Annotated in this window: 19 protein-coding genes; 2 read left to right on the top strand and 17 right to left on the bottom strand. The window is 45.1% G+C overall.

Annotated features, from left to right (window positions below; translation table 11 throughout):
* Positions 1 to 78 precede the first annotated feature (78 nt).
* The 10 genes from dnaJ to gpr all read right to left on the bottom strand — a co-directional run bounded on the left by dnaJ (position 79) and on the right by gpr (position 11,985).
* The gene (gene dnaJ / locus J7E78_RS12490; RefSeq protein ID WP_215076483.1) at positions 79 to 1,203 is read right to left on the bottom strand and encodes a molecular chaperone DnaJ; all 1,125 of its coding nucleotides are present in this window, start codon (positions 1,201 to 1,203) and stop codon (positions 79 to 81) included.
* A gap of 129 nt (positions 1,204 to 1,332) precedes the next feature.
* Positions 1,333 to 3,177, bottom strand: a complete 1,845-nt coding sequence (gene dnaK / locus J7E78_RS12485; protein ID WP_215076482.1) for a molecular chaperone DnaK — start codon at positions 3,175 to 3,177, stop codon at positions 1,333 to 1,335.
* A 159-nt stretch (positions 3,178 to 3,336) separates the two neighbouring features.
* Positions 3,337 to 3,900 carry a nucleotide exchange factor GrpE gene (gene grpE / locus J7E78_RS12480; protein ID WP_215076481.1) on the bottom strand — a complete coding sequence of 188 codons (564 nt, stop codon included), beginning with the start codon at positions 3,898 to 3,900 and terminating at the stop codon, positions 3,337 to 3,339.
* Positions 3,901 to 3,944: 44 nt separating this feature from the next.
* Positions 3,945 to 4,976 carry a heat-inducible transcriptional repressor HrcA gene (gene hrcA, locus J7E78_RS12475; RefSeq protein WP_215076480.1) on the bottom strand — a complete coding sequence of 344 codons (1,032 nt, stop codon included), beginning with the start codon at positions 4,974 to 4,976 and terminating at the stop codon, positions 3,945 to 3,947.
* Positions 4,977 to 5,231: 255 nt separating this feature from the next.
* Positions 5,232 to 5,702, bottom strand: a complete 471-nt coding sequence (locus tag J7E78_RS12470) for an N-acetyltransferase (RefSeq protein WP_017687214.1) — start codon at positions 5,700 to 5,702, stop codon at positions 5,232 to 5,234.
* 118 nt (positions 5,703 to 5,820) lie between these two features.
* Positions 5,821 to 7,005: a radical SAM family heme chaperone HemW gene (gene hemW, locus J7E78_RS12465; RefSeq protein WP_036668565.1), complete on the bottom strand. Its 1,185-nt coding sequence runs from the start codon at positions 7,003 to 7,005 to the stop codon at positions 5,821 to 5,823.
* Between the two features lie 153 nt (positions 7,006 to 7,158).
* Entirely contained in the window at positions 7,159 to 8,973 is a 1,815-nt protein-coding gene (lepA, locus tag J7E78_RS12460; protein WP_215076479.1) for a translation elongation factor 4, read from the bottom strand.
* A gap of 145 nt (positions 8,974 to 9,118) precedes the next feature.
* The gene (locus J7E78_RS12455) at positions 9,119 to 9,478 is read right to left on the bottom strand and encodes a hypothetical protein (RefSeq protein ID WP_215076519.1); all 360 of its coding nucleotides are present in this window, start codon (positions 9,476 to 9,478) and stop codon (positions 9,119 to 9,121) included.
* A 62-nt stretch (positions 9,479 to 9,540) separates the two neighbouring features.
* Entirely contained in the window at positions 9,541 to 10,836 is a 1,296-nt protein-coding gene (locus J7E78_RS12450) for a stage II sporulation protein P (RefSeq protein WP_215076478.1), read from the bottom strand.
* 147 nt (positions 10,837 to 10,983) lie between these two features.
* Positions 10,984 to 11,985 (bottom strand): GPR endopeptidase, encoded by a 1,002-nt coding sequence (gpr, locus tag J7E78_RS12445; RefSeq protein WP_215076477.1) that lies wholly within the window; start codon positions 11,983 to 11,985, stop codon positions 10,984 to 10,986.
* A 175-nt stretch (positions 11,986 to 12,160) separates the two neighbouring features.
* Here gpr and rpsT point away from each other — a divergent pair, with 175 nt between their 5' ends.
* Positions 12,161 to 12,433, top strand: coding sequence for a 30S ribosomal protein S20 (gene rpsT / locus J7E78_RS12440; RefSeq protein WP_024628504.1), 273 nt, complete (start codon positions 12,161 to 12,163; stop codon positions 12,431 to 12,433).
* 189 nt (positions 12,434 to 12,622) lie between these two features.
* Here rpsT and holA read toward each other — a convergent pair whose 3' ends face one another.
* The 3 genes from holA to J7E78_RS12425 form a co-directional block, all read right to left on the bottom strand.
* A complete protein-coding gene (gene holA / locus J7E78_RS12435; RefSeq protein WP_215076476.1) occupies positions 12,623 to 13,639 on the bottom strand; it encodes a DNA polymerase III subunit delta in 1,017 nt (338 codons plus the stop codon).
* 257 nt (positions 13,640 to 13,896) lie between these two features.
* Positions 13,897 to 15,174 (bottom strand): anti-sigma factor family protein, encoded by a 1,278-nt coding sequence (locus J7E78_RS12430; protein WP_215076475.1) that lies wholly within the window; start codon positions 15,172 to 15,174, stop codon positions 13,897 to 13,899.
* A complete protein-coding gene (locus J7E78_RS12425; RefSeq protein ID WP_017687205.1) occupies positions 15,171 to 15,719 on the bottom strand; it encodes an RNA polymerase sigma factor in 549 nt (182 codons plus the stop codon). Before J7E78_RS12425 ends, J7E78_RS12430 begins: the two co-directional genes overlap by 4 nt.
* Before the next feature lie 351 nt (positions 15,720 to 16,070).
* On the opposite strand from J7E78_RS12425, the gene J7E78_RS12420 reads away from it, so the two are divergent.
* The gene (locus J7E78_RS12420; protein WP_062835531.1) at positions 16,071 to 16,373 is read left to right on the top strand and encodes a hypothetical protein; all 303 of its coding nucleotides are present in this window, start codon (positions 16,071 to 16,073) and stop codon (positions 16,371 to 16,373) included.
* A 101-nt stretch (positions 16,374 to 16,474) separates the two neighbouring features.
* Here J7E78_RS12420 and J7E78_RS12415 read toward each other — a convergent pair whose 3' ends face one another.
* The 4 genes from J7E78_RS12415 to rsiV all read right to left on the bottom strand — a co-directional run bounded on the left by J7E78_RS12415 (position 16,475) and on the right by rsiV (position 21,269).
* The gene (locus J7E78_RS12415; RefSeq protein WP_215076474.1) at positions 16,475 to 16,789 is read right to left on the bottom strand and encodes a hypothetical protein; all 315 of its coding nucleotides are present in this window, start codon (positions 16,787 to 16,789) and stop codon (positions 16,475 to 16,477) included.
* Positions 16,790 to 17,074: 285 nt separating this feature from the next.
* The gene (locus J7E78_RS12410; RefSeq protein ID WP_215076473.1) at positions 17,075 to 18,514 is read right to left on the bottom strand and encodes a polysaccharide deacetylase family protein; all 1,440 of its coding nucleotides are present in this window, start codon (positions 18,512 to 18,514) and stop codon (positions 17,075 to 17,077) included.
* Positions 18,515 to 19,428: 914 nt separating this feature from the next.
* Positions 19,429 to 20,205 carry a DUF3298 and DUF4163 domain-containing protein gene (locus tag J7E78_RS12405; protein ID WP_215076472.1) on the bottom strand — a complete coding sequence of 259 codons (777 nt, stop codon included), beginning with the start codon at positions 20,203 to 20,205 and terminating at the stop codon, positions 19,429 to 19,431.
* 173 nt (positions 20,206 to 20,378) lie between these two features.
* Positions 20,379 to 21,269, bottom strand: coding sequence for an anti-sigma-V factor RsiV (rsiV, locus tag J7E78_RS12400; protein ID WP_215076471.1), 891 nt, complete (start codon positions 21,267 to 21,269; stop codon positions 20,379 to 20,381).
* Between the last annotated feature and the right edge of the window lie 12 nt (positions 21,270 to 21,281).

Here is a 21,281-nt window from a genome sequence, read left to right as displayed (position 1 = left end):
CTAAAAAAAGGCGTACAAAAAAGGACACCCGTGGTAAAAACCGCTGTGGTGTCCTTTTGGGCTTGCTGTATGTTATTCTCAGTCGCCGCGGAAGGCGCGTTTCACTCTGTCAAAGAAGGATTGTTCATGCTCATGTGTTTGCTCTCCATCCAGCTCTGCAATTTGGCGAAGCAGATCTTTCTGCTCGTCATTCAGCTTACTAGGTGTAACTACAACCACTTTCACATGTTGATCCCCTTGCCCCATACCGCGCAGACGTGGTACACCTTTGCCTTTGAGACGGAAATACGTCCCCGTTTGTGTACCGGCTGGTACTTTTAACTTCACTTTTTCACTCAACGTCGGGATCTCAACTTCATCTCCCAGAGCTGCCTGAGCAAAGGTAAGTGGTATTTCACAATAAATATCGTCCCCTTCACGCTCGAAGAAATCATGTGATTTCACGCGAATGACAATATACAGATCTCCCGCTGGTCCGCCACGCAGGCCTCCCTCGCCCTCACCTGTCATACGCAGTTGCGCGCCATCATCTACACCCGCTGGAATGCGAACATGGATTTTGCGTTGCTTGCGGACTTTACCGCTACCACTGCACGTTGTGCATTTTTCTTTGATAATTTGGCCCGAACCGCTACAGTTCGAACATGCACGACGATTAACCATACGACCAAACGGTGTATTTTGCACGACTTCCTGCTGACCGCTACCTTGGCAGACCGAGCAGGTTTCCGGTTTCGTTCCAGGTTTGGCACCTGAGCCATGACAGGTATCACAGCCTTCGGTACGCGGAATCGTAATATCGGTTTCTTTGCCAAATACGGCTTCCTTGAACTCAATTGTCATCGTGTACTGCAGATCATTCCCCCGTTGCGGAGCATTTGGATCACGTCGTCCACCGCCACCGCCGCCAAAGAACATGTCGAAGATGTCGCCAAAGCCGCCGCCGCCAAAATCACCGCCACCACCGAATCCACCTTGATTCGGATCGACATGACCATATTGATCATATTGTGCACGCTTCTGAGCGTCACTCACTACGTCGTAAGCTTCTTTAACTTCTTTAAATTTAGCTTCCGCATCAGCAGCCTTGTTTACGTCAGGGTGATACTGACGGGCAAGCTTACGGTAAGCCTTTTTAATCTCATCGTCGTTAGCCGTTTTACTAACGCCAAGCACCTCATAATAATCACGCTTTTCAGCCACTCTTCCACCCCCATATCATTCACCATATCGCACATCGTGACAAAAGGAAAGCCAAAGCGCGGGAGCCCCGGCTATGACTTTCCCTCTAATTCGAACGTCACCGATGTTTAATTCGCGTAGAACTACGAATTAGTTTTGTTTTTTATCTTCATCCACAACTTCGTAATCAGCGTCTACGACGTTGTCACGTTTAGCAGAACCTTGTTGCTCTTCAGCACCTTGTGCTTCTTGCTCTTGTGCCTGTGCTTGCTCATACAGTTTAACAGACAGTTGTTGAACGATCTCTGTCAGTTCTTCTGTAGCCGCTTTGATATCTTCCAGGTTGTCGGAAGCCAGAACGCCTTGCAGTTTTTCTTTGGCAGCATTCGCTTTTTCAACTTCGCCAGCATCTGCTTTTTCGCCAAGATCTTTGATCGTTTTGTCAACAGAGTAGATCAATTGATCTGCACTGTTTTTCGCTTCAACGAGTTCTCTGCGTTTTTTATCTTCTTCAGCGTGCAGCTCAGCATCTTTCATCATTTGCTCAACTTCAGCATCACTCAAACCGCTGGAAGAAGTGATTGTGATTTTTTGAGTTTTGTTAGTACCTTTATCTGTTGCAGATACGTTAACGATACCGTTGGCATCAATATCGAAGCTAACTTCGATCTGTGGAACACCACGTGGAGCTGGTGGAATATCTCCGAGCATGAAACGTCCAAGCGATTTGTTACCCGCTGCCATCTCACGCTCACCTTGCAGAACATGAATCTCAACGCTTGGTTGATTGTCTGCATAAGTTGAGAATACTTGAGATTTGCTTGTAGGGATCGTTGTGTTACGCTCGATCATTTTGGTGAATACGCCACCCGCTGTTTCGATACCCAGGGACAATGGAGTTACGTCGAGCAATACAACGTCTTTCACATCACCTGTCAGTACGCCCGCTTGTACAGCAGCACCCAAAGCTACAACTTCATCCGGGTTAACGCCTTTGTGTGGCTCTTTACCCGTCAGTTTTTTGATTGCTTCTTGTACTGCAGGAATACGTGTGGAACCACCAACCAATACGATCTTGTCGATATCGTTAGCCGTCATCCCCGCATCGCTCAATGCACGACGAGTTGGTTCGAGCGTACGCTCAACCAGACCTGCAGAGATTTCTTCAAATTTCGCACGGCTCAGGTTCAGCTCCAAATGCTGAGGAACGCCATCAGCAACGGTGATGAACGGCAGGGAGATCGTTGTAGTCAATACACCGGAAAGTTCTTTTTTCGCTTTTTCTGCTGCATCTTTCAAACGTTGAACCGCTGCTTTATCTTTACTCAAGTCAATGCCCTGATCTTTTTTGAATTCACTTACGAGATAATCGATGATTACTTGGTCAAAGTCATCCCCGCCTAGTTGGTTGTCCCCGCTAGTTGCTTTAACTTCGAAGAAGCCGTCACCCAGTTCAAGAATGGATACGTCGAACGTACCGCCACCGAGGTCATATACGAGAATCGTTTGGTCTTCGGATTTCTCCATACCATATGCCAGGGCTGCTGCTGTTGGCTCGTTGACGATACGCAGAACTTCCAGACCAGCAATTTTACCTGCATCTTTAGTCGCTTGACGCTGACTGTCATTGAAATAAGCAGGCACTGTGATAACGGCTTGAGTTACCGTTTGACCCAGATATGCTTCAGCATCGGATTTCAATTTTTGCAGGATGATTGCAGAGATCTCTTGTGGGGAGTAATCTTTGCTATCGATTGTTTCTTTATGGGAAGTACCCATATGACGTTTGATTGAGATAATCGTACGATCCGGGTTCGTGATTGCTTGACGTTTTGCTGTTTCACCAACAACACGCTCTCCATCTTTTTTGAAACCTACTACGGATGGGGTTGTACGTGCGCCCTCCGGATTTGGAATTACGACAGCCTCGCCGCCTTCCATTACCGCTACGCATGAGTTTGTTGTTCCTAAGTCAATACCGATTACTTTGCTCATGGAAATATTTCCTCCTCGACAATTTAAAATGAATGGTCAGGTATGACCCTTATTTGGATGTTCATGTTGCTAATCGTGCTCTATGTGTACAAACCTTTATATTAAACTTCGCCCACATTGTTCAACCACGGTGCCGACTGATCCCTTCCTATTGGGAAATTATGAGCTGACTTTAACCATAGCTGGACGAAGCACTTTATCTTTCAGCATGTAGCCTTTTTGGACTTCCTCAACAACGATACCTTCTTCGTACTCGTCGCTCTCCACTTGCATAATGGCTTGGTGGAATTCAGGATTAAACGGTTGTCCTACCGATTCCATAGCCGTCAGACCTTCGTTATTCATCACCGTTTCCAATTGACGGAAAATCATTTGGATGCCCTTGGAGAAAGATTCGACCTCTGCTCCTTCCGGTACAGTAGCCATGGCGCGCTCGAAGTTATCAATAACCGGTACCAGTTCGGTGACCAGCTTCATCGAAGCGTATTTAGCCAATTCTTCTTTTTCCTTCTGCGTACGACGACGGAAATTATCAAAATCAGCCTGTGCACGGACATAACGCTGCTGTTGCTCCTCAGCTTCTGCCTTCAGACGCGCAAGCTCATCCTGCTCCTGATCAGCGATCTCCTCAGCTTGTGCTTCTGCAGCGCCAGCTTCATTAATAGGCTCCTGCTCAGCCGCTGTTACCTCTTGTTCTTCTGTAAATGATTGCTCCTCTTTCAAGATGTTCACCTCCTTATACGAATGAAATGGTTCATTCCCGAATCTTATTTGAAACGATGTGTCAGCATCGCCGTCAAGTCACGGGATAGTATATTTAGAATATGAATGACACGTGCGTAATCCATCCGCGTGGGTCCCAGAATACCGATCGAACCCAAAGCCTCGCCATCCAATGAATAAGATGCTGTGATGAGGCTGCAGTTAGCAAAGGCTTCATGATCATTCTCGGTGCCTATTCGCACCTGAATACCAGATCCACCCGGCACGGGCATCATCAATTTCATGAGTGTTGGTGTCTCTTCAAGCAGATCAAGAATATCTTTTACCTTTTCGATATCTTTAAACTCCGGTTGAGTCAACATGTTGGTGGCACCACTGAGGAACAGACGATTGTCATGTTCGTTGTCAAAGGCACTGTTCAGCACCTGCATAACTTCCTCATAACGTGTAATATGCCGTTCCATCTCTTGCCCAAGTTCGGTATAAAGACGGGATTTTAATTTGTAGATGGGTACGCCCACAAGTTTGGTATTTAACAAGCCAACCACATTTTCCATCTCGGCTACCGAGATTTCAGGTGGAATCTGGACTGTCTTGTTCTCCACCTGACCTGTATTGGTCACGATGATTGCCACAGCTTCACTCTCGTTCAGCGGAAGCAATTGGAAGTGACGAAGGGAAGTATGGAATACTTCAGGTCCGAGCAGGATCGAAGTATAATTCGTCATATGTGACAAAATATTGGATGCATGCTGAATAACTTGTTCCATGACGTTCAGTTTTTCAGCGAAGAACGACTTCAGATCATCCAACTCCTGAGGCTCCACCTGATTCCAGGGAACCAAATGATCGACATAATATCGATATCCTTTATGGGATGGAATGCGTCCTGCCGATGTATGCGGCTGTTCCAGAAAACCCATATCTTCAAGGTCCGCCATTTCATTACGGATCGTCGCCGGACTGTATCCAACATCTCCCCTTTTGGAAATGCTCCGGGACCCTACGGGCTCAGCTGAACGGATATAGTCATCCACTATAGCGTTCAGAATCATTCGTTGACGCTCTGTTAACATGGTGAGTATTCCCTCCTTCTGACTGTACTGTCCCATATCGTTAGCACTCCGGTTAGATGAGTGCTAAGCGGTAATACAAAAATACCAAACTGACGTGAACATTGTCAAGTGAGTTTGATGAGTGGGCTCATCTATTTATAGTATAGACCAATGTCTACGAGTCCTAACAACTTTCTGGAACATACTTTGAAGTAAAAAAGGACTGCATGTAGGGCAGAGGCTGACTCGGCTCGTTCCATGCAATCCATTCAGTTGTTAGGCTGATACGTTAAGCTCTTTCAACACCGCGATCTCATCACAACAATCCTGCTTGCTGCAATGAACACAGTCGGTCCATACTTTCTCGGGGAAAATCTCTTTTTCCACCACGGCAAATCCGTTTTTGAGAAAGAAGGACACTTCATAGGTTAACGCCATAACCTTGGGAATCTGTTGTTTCTCCGCTTCTTCTACCAGCCGGTCCAGCAATCGGGAGCCAATACCTAGCCCTTTATGCCCTTCCGAGATACCGAGTGATCTGACTTCCACCAAATCATTCCCCAGACGACAAAGCGATCCGCAACCCACCACTTCACCATCAACTTCGGCTACAACAAAGTGCTCCAGCTGTCGGTGCAGTATTTCCCGTGATCGCGGAAGCATGATCCCACGTTCTGCATAGCCCTTAATCATTTCATACAGTGGTTCAACATCTTCCGGCACGGCTTTTCTGCATATTACCGACATCCTGCTCTCCTCCTATTACCAAGCTTTCCAGAGGAAAGCTGACTTCGTAGTTGTTAAATTAACACGCCCTGTAAAATCAATATGAATAAATATACAACAGAGCGTATAGAATTTCAAGCTATGAATTCAGCGATATGGACCCGATAAACTCCGCAAAAACGTCATTTCCGAACAGGATACCCTGCTCGCTCAGTCGGAAGCCGTCTGCCGTCCGCTCAAGCAACCCTGCGTTCAACATTTTACCCAAAGGCTTCGCAAACACTTCTTCCATGGACTCTCCGAACTGTTCGCTAAACCGCGAGGCCGAAGCCCCCTCCAACATTCTGAGTCCAACCATCAGATAATCTTCCATCGCCTCCGGGCGAGCAATCTCGAAATGATCCAGACGAGGCAGTCCTGCTCGTGAAGCTTCAACATAAGGATTTATACCTTTAATATTCATATGCCGTTCGCGGCCCACATATCCATGCGCACCTGCACCCAGACCATAGTAGTCCTCATTACGCCAGTAGGTAATATTGTGACGACTCTCAAAGCCCGGCTTGGCAAAGTTACTGATCTCGTATTGTCCATAGCCTGCTTCTTTCATACGTCTCATTAATAGAAGATACATCTCCAGCTCATCATCTTCATGAGGAAGTGGCAACTGGTTCTTCTGATACAGTGTATGGAAAAGTGTATTTTCTTCCACTTTCAGACTGTAGATGGAGTAATGCGGCAGATCCAGTTCCAGCGCTTTGTCGATACTCTCATTCAACATTTCAACAGTCTGGTTCGGCAACCCAAACATCAGGTCAATTGACAGGTTATTCAGTCCCGCTTTTCGAGCATTCTCCAAACTGCGATATACATCATCCGTATTATGAATACGCCCAATGCCTGTCAGCAGATCATTCTGAAAAGCCTGCACGCCAAAACTAACACGGTTAACCCCGCCCTCTTTCATCGCAGCGAGTTTCTCCGCATCCGTGGTTCCCGGGTTGGCTTCCATCGAAAATTCAATATCGTCGGCCCAATTTGGGAAATACGTCTTCACGGAACGAAGAAATACCGCCATCTCATCCGGTTTCAGAGCTGTTGGCGTACCACCACCTACAAATATGGTCTTAATCTCACCCGGTGGATTGGCCTTAACGGTATGTTCCATCTCCCGTTCCAGCGCTTCGAGATATTGCATCACGGGCTGATCTTTCAGAACGTAGGAGTTAAAGTCGCAATAAAAACATTTATTCGTGCAAAAGGGAATGTGAAGATACACCGCTTGGGGCGCACCTGTCTTCCGGCTGTGTGCTGCCAATGTCATGGCAAGTCCCCCTCTATTTGAAAAAAGGAAAGCCATCCGGCTTCCCTTTCAGCTTAGTTATTTAATAATTTGTGTTGTACCCACGTTTGCAAGCAAACGTCCTACAATTCAATTTCGATACACACACTCTGTGATGTACCCGAAATTGAATTATTAGTCATCAATTTTCAGTACCGCCATGAACGCCTCTTGTGGCACCTCAACGTTACCAACCTGCTTCATCCGCTTCTTACCTTCCTTCTGCTTCTCAAGCAGTTTCCGTTTCCGCGAGATGTCACCACCATAACACTTGGCAAGTACGTTTTTACGCATTGCTTTTACCGTCTCACGAGCAACAACCTTGGTACCTACAGATGCCTGAATTGGCACCTCGAACATTTGCCGTGGAATCAGCTCGCGCAGTTTCTCACAGACAATGCGTCCGCGGTTATAGGCACGGTCACGGTGAACGATGAAGGACAGAGCATCCACTTGTTCGCCATTGAGTACAATATCCATTTTTGCCAGATTGGACTGACGGTAACCTGACAGCTCATAATCCAGGGATGCATATCCTTTGGTACCGGATTTCAACTGGTCGAAGAAGTCATATACAATCTCGGACAACGGAATCTCATAGGTAATGGTAACCCGGGTTGTGTCCAGATATTCCATATTTACATATTCACCGCGTTTAGTCTGACACAGCTCCATAATAGTACCTACATAATCATTCGGTACGATAATATCTGCCTTGACGTATGGTTCCTCGACGTAATCAATCCGTCCCACCTCAGGATAGTTGGATGGGTTGTCGATTTTCATCACTTCACCATTTGTTAAGGTGACGTGATAAATTACACTTGGTGCCGTTGTGATCAACGGAATGTTAAACTCCCGCTCGATCCGCTCCTGGATCACGTCCATGTGAAGCAGTCCAAGGAATCCACAACGGAATCCAAAACCGAGTGCACTGGATGTTTCCGGTTCAAAACTCAGAGACGCATCGTTCAACTGCAATTTCTCAAGTGCTTCACGCAGGTCAACATAGTCCGATGTTTCAATCGGATAGAGACCGCAGTATACCATTGGGTTAATTTTACGGTAACCCGGCAAAGGTTCCGGTGTTGGATTTTTGGCATCCGTTACCGTATCCCCGACTTGTGTATCACCAACATGCCGGATACCTGCAACGATAAATCCAACATCACCCACGTTCAGCTCATCCACGATGGTCATGCGAGGTTTGAACGCTCCAACTTCAATGACTTCAAATGATTTACCCGTTGCCATCATTTTAATTTTGGAACCGGATTTGATTTTGCCGTCAACAACACGCACATATACGATTACACCTTTGTACGGGTCGTAGTGCGAGTCAAAAATCAGCGCTTTCAAAGGCTGCTCAGGATCACCAGTCGGTGCCGGAACACTTTTCACCACTTGCTCCAAAATTTCTTTGATTCCGATTCCTGATTTGGCCGAAGCCAAAACCGCATTACTTGTGTCCAAACCAATAACATCTTCCACTTCCTGCTTCACCCGTTCAGGATCAGCGCTCGGAAGGTCAATTTTGTTGATAACTGGTAAAATTTCAAGGTTGTTATCCAATGCCAGATACACGTTCGCAAGTGTTTGGGCTTCAATTCCCTGAGCTGCATCCACAACCAGCAGAGCACCTTCACATGCAGCAAGACTGCGTGATACTTCATACGTGAAGTCTACGTGTCCCGGTGTATCAATCAGATTCAATAAATACTCTTCCCCGTCATCCGCTTTGTAAGTCAAGGCTACTGCTTGTAGCTTGATCGTTATTCCACGTTCGCGTTCAAGGTCCATTTTATCCAGAACCTGTTCCTGCATTTCACGTGACGTGAGCGCACCTGTGTGCTCCAAGATCCGGTCCGCAAGTGTTGATTTGCCGTGATCTATATGTGCAATAATAGAAAAGTTACGAATTTTACGTTGTCTTGCCCGAATGTCAGTCATTCCTTACCCCCAGAAACAGCCTAGTGTCAATCACTTCATTATAACAGTTGAAGCACAGAGCATCAATCCCGTGATGTCTCAACTTTATAATAAAGTGTCATCATGCACTCCCAGAGGTTATATTGTACCTTTAAATCATGGTATTTTATTCAGCAACGCCGCTAAAAAGAGAGACTACCCACTTGATTCCACTGTGTGAGAGATTTTGCAATAGTCCAGCCGTTTTGTCTGCCAACACATCAACCGGAGCCTTATTTTGATCTGCCCCAAGCACTTGGCTTGGTGACTGAACAGGTACAAATGGTGGTTCTTTGATTTCCTTTTGGACAGGTGCAGTCGGAACAGATTCGGTAACCGATGAAGTTGGCTGAGTTGTCACCACGGTTGACGTGCCTCCTGATGGATTGCCCATATGAAAGTTGCTGCCAGCCAGCTGCATTCCAAACAGAACACCCAGCAACATTAATACAGCGATGGATAACAGTCTTTTACCGAATCTGGACATGTGCATTGCCTCCTGTCACTCTCTAACTATTTTTCCTTCTTACATACTTACATATATGGTTCCTATCCACCCTGCGACGAGGTTTTGGCACTGGCTTTATCCACCTTTTGATCTTCCCAATACACTTGGGCAATCATGTCGGCGAGAATCTTCGATGTCCGTTGGAGCTCAGCTCCTGTGTTGTCGATGCCGCCAATCTCGATCAAAATGCTGTTGGGTGAAAGGGTTTGGTTATACTCTCCGTTGTTGGCTCCTCCGCCATCCTTGCCCCACACACCTCGGGATACCCCAGGATACTTGGCTTCCAGTTTCTTATGAATTTTCGCTGCAAAAGCTTCATTCTGCCGCCAATTCGGATTTTCATGTCCAATAATGAAATACACTTTGGCGTAACCCAAGTCGTTAATGGTAGTCGTTGTTTTGCCATGACGCTGTGAATCGCGATGAATGTCGATGAGGTACGTCAGATCATCATTTTGAGCAAGTGCCGCTTTTACCGTTTGACGGGAGTATTTATAAGAATAGTTCCAGTTATAGTCCTTTACTTTGGTGGGATAATCATCCTTGGCGTGCTCTACGCCAATTCCCAGCTTCTCCAAACTGTCTGAGAGGTAGGTTCCCACTTGAAACACATTACCTGTTGATTTGCCTGATGATGGATTATCACTTTTTGTACCTAGCAGTGGATTGTAGCCTTCCCGTGGATGGGAATGATAGATAAGAATTGACTTTTTACCTGTTGTCGGTGAGCCTGAATGGTCTTTCTCACCATTCTTCGCTGGGGGATCTTCTTTACCTACTCCATCTCCAGGCTCGCTCGAATCAGGTGGATCCGTATTGTCCTGGCCTGGTGGAACGTGCAGCTCACTACCGAGTTTCCCTCCACCCGCAGAAGCCGTATCCGTAAGACTGGGACCGGGCTGATAATCTTCAGGAGCCTCGGCTTTTTCATTACCAGATCCAGGACGGAGCAGAACAGGTTGGTTGGAACCCATGCCCGGCATTTCTCTAGCAATCAGACTTTTGGGGTCTTGAGGATTTACATTCGTTAGTAATTGGAAAACAAAAGAGGTGAGATTCTCACCGGATATGGCAGAGGTCTGTTCCTTCTGGGTGAGTTGGGGCATCTCCATACCGAGCATATCGACGAAAAAGCGGCTTGATACAGCACTTGCAAATCCTTTCATGGAAGAAACGGGTGAACTATTCAAACGTTTCTCTGCCATGCCCCCGAGACCCAGTACGACAAAAAACAAGGCAGATATGATCATAAGCAACAACAACGTACGGCCCATGGCCAGCACGTGCAGACATCTTTTTTTCCACTTTCCAATATTCCAGGCCAATATCTTGTTCATTCTGCTGTCTCCTTCCCTGCTGGACAACTCTTATACTTCAACTCTATGAGCCTGCAAGAATTGATAGAACAGGAAGATGAAAGATTCCAGGAATAAAAAAAAGAAAGTCCGATAGATTCGGACCTTCTGCTGAGCTCAGTTTAGGTTTTAGTGTGTATAAGCAGCTACGTTATCCGGATTCACTGCATCATGGAGTGCGGCGTTAAGTCCTGTAGCGATAACATTGGCAATTCCCTCAATAAACTCATCGATTTCCTTTGGGGTAACAATGAGGTCATGACCCAATGGCTCCAGCACCTCTTTCACCAGACTCAAGCGTTCTTGCTCACCGATGTCGTCCAGCATACCCATGATCTGTTTGGTCTGATCCGTTTCCTGGCGAAAGTGTGAGCGCATCATCTCAATCACATTATTCACAATGGTGGACGCATAACATACGGTTGGTACTCCGATGGCGATGCAAGGCACACCTAATATCTCACGAGTCAGGCCGCGCCGTTTGTTTCCAATACCGGAACCCGGGTGAATACCAATGTCCGCTACCTGAATCGTTGTATTTACACGTTCCAAGGAACGGGAGGCCAGCGCATCAATCGCAATAATGGCATCCGGCTTGGTACGATCTACAATCCCCTGTACGATGTCACTGGATTCAATGCCCGTTGTACCTAACACGCCGGGAGCAATCGCGCTGACTTCCCGATACCCTGGCGCAACCTGATCTGGCACCAATTCGAAATACTGACGGGTCACCATCAGATTTTCCACAACAAGTGGACCGAGTGAATCCGGGGTGACATTTAAGTTGCCCAGGCCAACAATCAAGACCTTGGATGTTTTGTTGATTCCGGCCTTAACCATAAAATCTTCCATCTCACGTGTGAACTCGGCGGCAACTCGCTCCTGTAACTCGGTATCACCATTCCGTAGTGAAGGTACTTCCAAGGTGACATAGTGACCTTTCACCCGTCCAATGGCCTTGGCTGCTTCTTCATTGAGAACATCAATACGTGTAATCGTAATGCCCTCTTTTTTCTCTACATCTTCCCGTAGTCCGGGAATCGTCTGTTTCTGTCCACCTTGCGCCATTTCCTTGGAGTCGATCGCCAAATCGGTACGAACTGTATAGTTTTGCAAATCCAGTGTCATTCTGTCCCTGCCTCCCTTACCGCATTTGAGCATATTGTGTGGGAAAAAGGGTTTCTTTATACAGCATGTCGAACATCGTAGGAATATCTGTTGCATTTTACATGCTAGCGTGATAGAATATTTTAAGTTGTGAAACGTTTGTATTCATGCAAATGCCTTACAGGAGGTGAATGTAATGCCAAACATCAAATCCGCTGTTAAACGCGTAAAAACGAGCGACAAGCGCCGCGCACTCAACGCTTCCCAGAAGTCTGCACTCCGTACAGCTGTTAAAGCTGCTGATGCTGCTCTGGTAAGTAACGAAGTTGATACTGCAAAAGCTGCGATTCAAGCTGCTTCCAAAAAGCTGGACAAGGCTGTAACTAAAGGTCTGGTTCATAAAAATGCTGCAGCACGCAAAAAGTCTCGCTTGGCGAAAAAACTGAACGCTCTTTCCGCACAAGCGTAAGAAGCGTTACTTATACGATCCAATGGAAAAATCCTGAACAGCATAGGCTTTCAGGATTTTTTAGTATCTGATTCGATAAGTATAAGACACAGACAAAGCGACCTTCATTCCAATGATTTAACCATCATGGAGCAAAGGTCGCTTTGTTTTGTTACTCATACTATTATTCTATCAGGTTTACGTATCACTTCACGCACCAAGTCTTAATAAGAACAGCTCCAGGCCAAGCACTTTATCCACAGCCCCTGTTTTCATTTGGTAATCCAGTTCACTGAGGTGACTCAGGATCATTCTCAGACGATCCGGCTGAAATTTACGGGCTTGTTCACCCGCAATCTTAACAGCATACGGATGCAGACCAAGCTGACTGGCAATCTGCTGCTGGGAGTAACTTTGTTGCCCCAACTCTTTCACCTGGATCATGATCCGAAACTGGCGTGCGATTAAAGCGACAATTTTAATCGGTTCTTCCCGCTGCTTCAGCAACTCATAGAAAAGAGCCAACGCTTTCTCCAGTCGCAAATTAGCGAGTTCTTCCACCAAAGAAAATACATTCTGCTCTGTACTACGGGCAACCAGTGACTCGATATCAGCACGCTTGATTGTCCCCCCATTACCCGCAAACAAACATAACTTGTCTACTTCAGCAGACAGGGTCTGAAGACCTGTTCCTGCATAGCTGATCAACGTTTCCGCCGCTCCCGTCTCCAAGGAAACATCCCGCTGCTTCGCAAGTTTCACTATCCAATTCAATAACTCTTCTCCACTGAGTGGAGCAAAAGCAAGAACGACTGCCTTTTTCTTGACAGCCTTCACCAGTTTCTTACGCTCATCCAGCTTATCCCCTTGAGCCAAAAAAACAATCGTACTGTAATCTGCCGGATTTTCCATATATGTAAGCAGACGATCAACCTGATGTTCAATCTTGGATTCTTTGCCTGCGGTGAACAGGCTCGCGTCCCTTACAATAATTAATTTGCGCGGAACCAGAAAAGGTACGGTCTCTGCTTCTTCAATAACGACCTCCACAGCCGTTTCAGACAAATCATATGGAATAATCGCAAAATCACGATGTTCTTCTTCAATAACCTGTTTTTTTAACATATCCGTAAATTGCTGTATCTGGTACTTCTCCGTTCCGTACAGCACATAGATCGGTGCCGTTTCTCCATTACGTATTGCCTTTGTTGCACTTTTTACATCCATTCACGGCGCCTCCTTATCCCTCTTATCCTACCAGAAAAAGCGCAAGACAACAAAGGGACCTTACATCCAGTTACGGATGAAGGTCCCCTGTCCTACATCTATATAAACGCGGACACCAGCAGTTCTAGAAAAAGCCGGTGCGCGGTCATACGACGTCAGTTGTTTGAACTGAGATAGGACGTTTTGTTACTTCCACTATATGCTTGTCATACTGAGAATGTTCTTTCGTTTTAGAGGAGCCCACTCCCCATTTTTAATTATTTCGCAGGAGCTCCACCTGAAACAGCAGGTACATTAAACGAGTTCTTCGCCGTTGTTCCATCCTTGTCCGTTTCGTAATTAAATAGGGTACCATCCTTCGACCAACTCGCTGACTTCAGTGTCCCCTCTATACTGCGTTGTTCAACCAAATTTAGAACATCCGGTTCGCTCACAGGTTTGGAGTATATGCTGATTTGATCACCAATAAGCATAACTACATAAGAGCCGTCAGGGGATTTCCATTCTTTTGGTGCTGCTGTTGTAGCCATTCCCTGATCCGGCCCTGCTGCGAATCCTTTGTTTCCTCCAGAAGCATCTGCACCTGCACTGGAATCAGGAGAAGAACTGCCTTCTACCGGAGCATCTTCATTGGTATTTGGTACGATCATCTGAGAAGTGAAGGAATCTCCATTTTCTGTTTCTGTTACTCCATTCTCTTCTCCATCTGCAGAAGATTCAGGAGCATCTCCTGATGCTTGAGTTCTCTGCTCAGAATCTTGGTTCTGATCCGGATTCTTCTGATTATCGGTCGAAGGAGTTTTAGACGAATTATCCTGAGTTCCTTTATTCCGAGCAGGCGATGATTCGGTAGCCGGTTGTTGAGGTGTCGGATCTGACTTAACCTCAGGCTCCTGTACCTCATCTCCACCATTCTCTTCAGGAATTGTTTCTACACCTTGGTTATCTGGTTCAGTTGGTGAAACATTCGATTGATCCACAAACACATCGTTGCTGCTTGATTGGGATGAAGTGGCAGGATCAGAATTTTCAATACTCTTGCTTAATGGATTCTCATCCACATTGCCACTCTCTTGAGAAGCTCCAGATCTCATCAGCATGGAATCGGCATTCTCAATCTGTTCAGGCGGATTTCCCCAGATGGCGAATCCCAATATAACTGCCGCAGCAGCTGCACCCATGGACATGCGTCCTGCCATCGAGTTAAGCCATTTTTGCTTCGTTTTCCGCTCACTTGAACGTTGTAAATTCTCAAATGCAGCGGGGACAGGATTCATTTCCTGTATGGTGCTACTTTGTTCCTTACGCGCTTCGTCAATGGCATCAAGCTGTGGCATAATCGCATCAACCAGACTAAATTTCGGGCTTACTTGCGGTAATTCTTCCAGTTCTCTGGAAAGAGCTCTGAGTAAACTAAAATTCTCGGCGCACTCCGGACACTTTGCCACATGCTGTAGCATCTGCGCGGTTTCCGCCTCGCCCAGATCATGATCCAGATAGCGGTGCATCCATTCCACCACCTCTTCGCATTTCATCCTGTCACACCACCTTTCTGATATTCCTGTAGTAGATTCTGTAATTGCTGTCTGGCTCTAAATAAATAAGATTTCACCGTATTCAACGGAAGATCGAGACAATCGGCAATTTCATTGTAGGATAAGTCCTGCAAATATCTTAGAACAATAACGGTACGATGATGCTCGGGAAGCTTGTTGATTGCATCCTGAATGTCTTGGGCCACATATGTAGACATGACCTCGTACTCCACATCCTGATTATCCTGAAAAACCATGTCATGTTCGTCAATGGAGACAGACGGTTTGGTTCTTCTGAATTTATCAATACAGATGTTCGTGACGATGCGTTGTACCCATGTTTTGAATTGGGCCTTTTCTTCGTATGAATTTATTTTGGTGTAAATTCGGATCAACGCTTCCTGAGCAGCATCCAAAGCGTCCTGTTCATTATTGAGAATGTAATATGCGGTCCGATAAACATGTTGTTCAATCTCCCGCAATAGGGTAATTAGAGCGTCGCGATCGCCCGATTGAGCGGCTCTGATGAGTTCCGGCTCTACCACAAAGGATCCCCCTCTCCCTGCAACCTTACAGACGTGATCATCAATAAAATTGTTGCAAAGTTAAGTTTTTTTTTAATTTGCCATAACAAAATAACGGCGTATGTATTAAGGCCGCTGAAATCTTCTCTTAGAATAACAGAAATTGCATAACGAGTCACCAAACGTATCCAAAAGGGATTCCATTACTTACACGACTCAATTCAAATGCAATGGCATACATTATAGATAAGCACTTTTTTGATTGCGAAAATAAAAAAAGTCGAAATTTGTCCAAATTTAAGCTGATTTTAATGCAATTTTTATGAAAATAGTGTATTGTAAATTTACATTCATAAACACGAGGTGATGAGCATGCCAGCTCTTGCGAAAATTCAAGCTTTAAAAGAACAAATGCCCAAAGAATATCAAAGTATTTCCCACTTTGTGGAACATGCATTAGAGTCCATTGATACTCTGGTCGAGGAACATCGGAAGTACGTAGCTGCACAGGCATTATACGGCGATAAAATCGTTGGATCGGAAGAACGCTTGTACAGAGAAACCGTACTTGATGTCAGAGCACAGCTGTTGATGACTCTTGAGAAAACGGTAGAAGATCTGTTGCACAAGGGCGATAAACACTGGAACAAACACTTTAAGGATGGCGTAGAGTAGTTATTATATTTCTTCTACATTATGAAAAATGGCCCGTTTTCCGATATTCTCCCACGTGGAGTGTAACGGAAAGCGGGCTTTTTTTGTGCTGTGACTTGCAATCAATTGAAGTGATGAATTGGTGTATTCATCAGTAAATCACGATCAGTTTGCCATTGAGAAATACCTTTAGACCAGAGTGTACCATCGTCCAGCAAGTAATCATTTCGATCAAGAACTGAAGTGATGGAGTTACCCGATGCAGATGATGCAAAAGCGGAGGACTGTAATGCGATCAAACCGATAACTAAAAGTGCAATCCATAGGACTATCGCTTTTCTTATCCACTTTACTCTAAACTTCTGAGTTGCATTACTGTTACTTTTACTTTTACTTTTACTTTTACTTTTACTTTGTGTCATTTCTACAAGTTCCATTTTTTCTTGATCCCCTCATTATTATGTATAGTGCTACGATCACTAAGTATCTCTATCCCCCCCTCTAGGGTGGGCCTAACTATTATTCGGTAAAAATAACCATAATCCTGCAACAAAAATTACTTAACACCAATAAAAACGCAACTAAAACCATATTTTTACATGAAATTAGCTACAATTACTTCTCTTACATCCGTATCTGAATATAAGAAGCAAATCCATTCTTATAGAAGAGGTACAAACCTTAGAAAAACGAAGGTTTGTACCTCTTTTTGTGTGATGAACTTATTGATTATAATAAGGGCCATTTCCTGTGGATTCATTCAAGGACAACAACTGAGAAACCGTTACGAATTGGTAGCCTTGCTTTTTTAGTGATTTAAGCATTTGGGGCAGCGCATCAGCTGTAGAAGCGTGAATATCATGCATAAGTACAATCGAACCTGATCTGATGTTTTTAGCAACCTCTTTATTTACAGCTTGGGCGTTCCGGCTTTTCCAATCCAGCGAATCCACAGACCATAAAATAATGGGTGTTTTCTGTTCTTTGGTGATTTTTTTGACTGATTCATTCATAGCACCATAAGGCGGACGGAATAGGGTTGGTTTTTCTCCAGTCGCATCTTCGATTCGGTGCGATGATTCTATGATTTGTTTGCGCACCTCACTCAGGCTCATATTCGCCAGATTCGGATGACCCTTGGAGTGATTGCCGATCTCATGGCCGGCCTCAGCAACCTTTTTAGCCATATCAGGATAATACTCTACTTGTACGCCCAGCATGAAGAAAGTAGCCTTCGCGTTGTACTCCTTCAAAGTCTTTAGAACTCTAGGTGTCACCTTTGGGTGAGGCCCGTCATCAAAGGTAAGAGCCACATATTTCCCTTTAGGATCAAGCGGAGGCTGAGTTGGCCCCTTCCCTTCTGGCTCATCGTTATTTCCATAAGTGATATTCCATTTTTTAGTGATGTCCTTTTTCAAGTAGGAATGCAAAGATTTCAGTGGAATGTTCACTTGGATCGTTCCGGCTGCACCAGCAGCGATCTCGTATTTATTAAAATATAAAGTAAAGACTCCGTTACCTATCGACCATTTCCATTCAGATGGTTTTTTTATAGATTTTTGAAGTTCTACTTCGAATACATAAGAGTGGACGTTTTTCTGTTTCTTCAATTCTTCCTTCACGATTGACATAATATGGTCAACAGCTGCTTTGTCATAAGTCATGATATCGGATAAATTCAAAATTTTATTTTCAGCTGTGTCGATATTAAAAGATTTTATTATCGATTGTCCATTAGCACCGCCTGTGGTGATTTGATAGGAAGTGAACACTAAACTATATAAATGGTCATTAATTTTATTCGTATCTACTGTAATATTCAATTCAGCACGATGATCGCCTTGAAGCGTTTTTGCACCTGTCTCAACCTGGGTTAAAAATTTCTTTTCCTGATCATTGACCCACGTCTGAATAGGAGTATTAATCTCCTTGCTATTTGTTAGGACGTTGCTAATCGACAATATATAATGCTTCGTATTCTTCGTCCTTGTTTCGATATTTAATCCTGGGTATGCACTGGGCGACACTTCAACGTACTCTGTAGCGCTGTTGTTTCCAGCTAGAACATTTTGCACCATTAGATTGATTCCTAGAATCCCGCCAGCAAATACAATAAATCCAACCAGCCAAACGGGCCACCGTGTTTTCTTCCTTTTGTTCATTTCAGATCATCCTTATCTTTATTCTAGTCATAAAACTGCAAGTCATTGTCTATCATTTCTTCCGTCGATGGCGGCCCGCCCCACTGAGTGCCTTCAATCTCGAGAGATCGATAATGAGGAGCCACGCCGCTGTGAAGAGCAGCATCACAATTTTGGCAGGTAGCAGTCTGCGCGCCCTGCGAATCCAAAGTTTAAAAGGCTCAAATGATGATCCTTCTTCCATTCCTGAATGATTTGGTCGGTGATGAGATAGCCAGATATGACGAAAAAAATGCCCTTAAGCCATCAAGTCCTGGCATATAACGTTTACCGTCTCCTCGTACCGGTGCAAAGTTCCGGATTAGACTTCCGAAATGATTCGTGTTGTCATTCATTTTGCTTTCGTCCCTGTCCTTTTTAATTTGTCGCTCATAGGCAGGACGCCGAGCTTGTGAAAAAAGTTTTATCCAATTCATGTAACCAATGAGGAGAGCAAAACAATTTCATGGAACTTCTACCTTCTTAGAACTAAAAAAGCATCCCGTAAGAAGAGAGGCTACGGGATGCCATATTCAGAATAATCGTCATGTTTTCAGCATAAGACTTGAATTAATGTTGTAATTGTACATTTAGAATGTCGGACACAAATTGGATTGCACGTAAAAATGATTTTTATGAATCACATTAGCTACGCCGAGCGCTTTGGGAGCCATTTTCGAGAAGAAATAGGAATACATCTCGTAGGACGCGCTTGTCCAATGATCATTTTATACTTTTGCAGACTTTGCGGCTGAACCTCACTACACTTCTATAACAGAGATTCTGTGCAACGTCGAGCAAAACGATCGTCACGCCATAGGCTCCCTTAGTAAGCTGCCACCTTTTTCAGATCCAACTATACTGCGACTTCTGGCTTCATATCATTCGGCTTTGCCTCAGAGGCTAGCATTCTTCAAATTAAAACGGAACTCCGGTGAACCCACATATCCCGGCGCGATACTGTATTTCGGGAAGACGATAACCAGTTCGCCTTTTTCAATATAAAACGACTGTTCCGTGAGCGTCCCTTTGAATTCTTCCAGGAAGTATTGATCGGGATCCTTTCTCATTTGCGTAAGAATATCTGCATCAAGCTTTTCTTTATAGTTAGAACCGAGGAGATCCTCCAGTTTCACGCGCTGAGCCGCAGAGGCATTTTTCAAGTTGTAGGTATCGATCCGGGGCATGCTTGTTCCGCCCCTGTAACCTTCTGTGATTACTTCAAGGGAAACTACTCCTGCCGGGTTTCCAGTTCCGTCCGACTTTAGCTTATAGCTGACGTAAAATTCATAGGGGTGGAACTTCTGGTGATTTACTTTTGCCTTTTTGGCCGTTTCTGCGGCCTCCTTCTCCCACTGAGCAAGATCCTTTTGCGCACGGGATAAAAGGATGCCATTCAATTCATTCTGGTATCTGGTGTCAAGCATGCCGTCCAGCTGAGGTACCTTGATGTTCACAATAAGGTTCTTGCTTGTTGTGCTCAGTACCTTCTCCACGATTTTTATTCCTGTAGCCGAAGGGACGGCTGCATGTACCTTAGAGCTGACAGTTACGTTCGCTGAAACAGGTGCCGAGGCCAGCGCATTTGCAGATAAGCTCGCTGCGCCGACGCCGAGCATGGCTACACAGCCCATGGCCCCCATCTTCATGTATGTTATCGTTTTCTTTTTCATAGCTTTTTTCATCCTCCATCTCTTTTTATGAGTGTCTGATCTCGCACACTCATTGGCTAGACGCATGAGATGGTGCAGAAAGTTTTGGAAAATCAAAAACAGAACAATGTCTCTTCGACCAAAGTACTAACAAAAAAAACCGGCGCGGGGTACCCGATCACCGGTCTCTTCCATTACTTAATGTATTTGTTGTTAATCACAACGTCTTTCAACACATCCGTAGGAATGACGAATTCCACAGAACCCATATACCCTGGCGCGACGTCATATTCGTTGAAAGCAATCACCAGCTTACCATCGTTGTTGATATAGAAGCCTTGATCCTTCGCGATGCTCTGGAACTCACTGGTGATCGGCACGTCGGTAGCTCCCGGAGCCCAGTAAATCTTATTAGGGTCCGCTCTCATTTGCACCTGCATCTGCTCTTTAACGTTGTCGCTGATGAGCCTAACATAACGATCGTCCTTGAACAGCATCGGCAGGGTTATGAGAATTTGGCTTTTCTTATCGATCGTATCAAACTGAAGCTTCTCCGAGGATGAACCGGCGGTCTCGACCACGTATCTTTGTATAGATAAAATCTCGTCGTTGTCCGTCTTCACTTCATATCCGACATCAAGTCCCAGATGGCCTCCGCCTTGCTTCTTCAATTCGCTGATTTCCGCCTGGAACTTTTCGTAAAGCGCTTTGTTCTCCTTCATATATTTCTCGTTCAACCCGCTTTGCAACTGCTCATTCTCCATATCGGTAATGGAAGGCACTTTGATATTCGCATTGTAATTAGACTCGTCAACCACGTATTCCTTCAACGTGAGCACCTGGATAACCCGGTCCACACCCGGTATGGATGACAAGGCTTTCGCTACAGGAGGACTGACATTGATCGCAACAAGGAACATGAACGCAGCCGCACTGGAAACGGCTAACCATCTGTACTTTGAGCCGAGGCCCCTCCTTCCCTCCTTAGAGAATTTATGAATCGATTGGTTTACAATGCTATCCAATTCATCTGGAATGGGTATTTCTTGATATTCTTTTCGCAGCTGTTCCATGTTATTGTTCATCTTACTCGTTCT

The sequence above is a fragment of the Paenibacillus polymyxa genome (assembly GCF_018614975.1).
Classification (GTDB): domain Bacteria; phylum Bacillota; class Bacilli; order Paenibacillales; family Paenibacillaceae; genus Paenibacillus; species Paenibacillus polymyxa_E.
This window is presented reverse-complemented; position numbering and strand designations above follow the sequence as displayed.

Coding starts and splice junctions, on each gene's coding strand:
- dnaK (WP_215076482.1), bottom strand. CDS start 3,177: ATGAGCAAAGTAATCGGTATTGACTTAGGAACAACAAACTCATGCGTA.
- hrcA (WP_215076480.1), bottom strand. CDS start 4,976: ATGTTAACAGAGCGTCAACGAATGATTCTGAACGCTATAGTGGATGAC.
- J7E78_RS12470 (WP_017687214.1), bottom strand. CDS start 5,702: ATGTCGGTAATATGCAGAAAAGCCGTGCCGGAAGATGTTGAACCACTG.
- hemW (WP_036668565.1), bottom strand. CDS start 7,005: ATGACATTGGCAGCACACAGCCGGAAGACAGGTGCGCCCCAAGCGGTG.
- lepA (WP_215076479.1), bottom strand. CDS start 8,973: ATGACTGACATTCGGGCAAGACAACGTAAAATTCGTAACTTTTCTATT.
- J7E78_RS12455 (WP_215076519.1), bottom strand. CDS start 9,478: ATGTCCAGATTCGGTAAAAGACTGTTATCCATCGCTGTATTAATGTTG.
- J7E78_RS12450 (WP_215076478.1), bottom strand. CDS start 10,836: ATGAACAAGATATTGGCCTGGAATATTGGAAAGTGGAAAAAAAGATGT.
- gpr (WP_215076477.1), bottom strand. CDS start 11,985: ATGACACTGGATTTGCAAAACTATACAGTTCGTACCGATTTGGCGATC.
- rpsT (WP_024628504.1), top strand. CDS start 12,161: ATGCCAAACATCAAATCCGCTGTTAAACGCGTAAAAACGAGCGACAAG.
- holA (WP_215076476.1), bottom strand. CDS start 13,639: ATGGATGTAAAAAGTGCAACAAAGGCAATACGTAATGGAGAAACGGCA.
- J7E78_RS12430 (WP_215076475.1), bottom strand. CDS start 15,174: ATGAAATGCGAAGAGGTGGTGGAATGGATGCACCGCTATCTGGATCAT.
- J7E78_RS12420 (WP_062835531.1), top strand. CDS start 16,071: ATGCCAGCTCTTGCGAAAATTCAAGCTTTAAAAGAACAAATGCCCAAA.
- J7E78_RS12415 (WP_215076474.1), bottom strand. CDS start 16,789: ATGGAACTTGTAGAAATGACACAAAGTAAAAGTAAAAGTAAAAGTAAA.
- J7E78_RS12410 (WP_215076473.1), bottom strand. CDS start 18,514: ATGAACAAAAGGAAGAAAACACGGTGGCCCGTTTGGCTGGTTGGATTT.
- J7E78_RS12405 (WP_215076472.1), bottom strand. CDS start 20,205: ATGAAAAAGAAAACGATAACATACATGAAGATGGGGGCCATGGGCTGT.
- rsiV (WP_215076471.1), bottom strand. CDS start 21,269: ATGAACAATAACATGGAACAGCTGCGAAAAGAATATCAAGAAATACCC.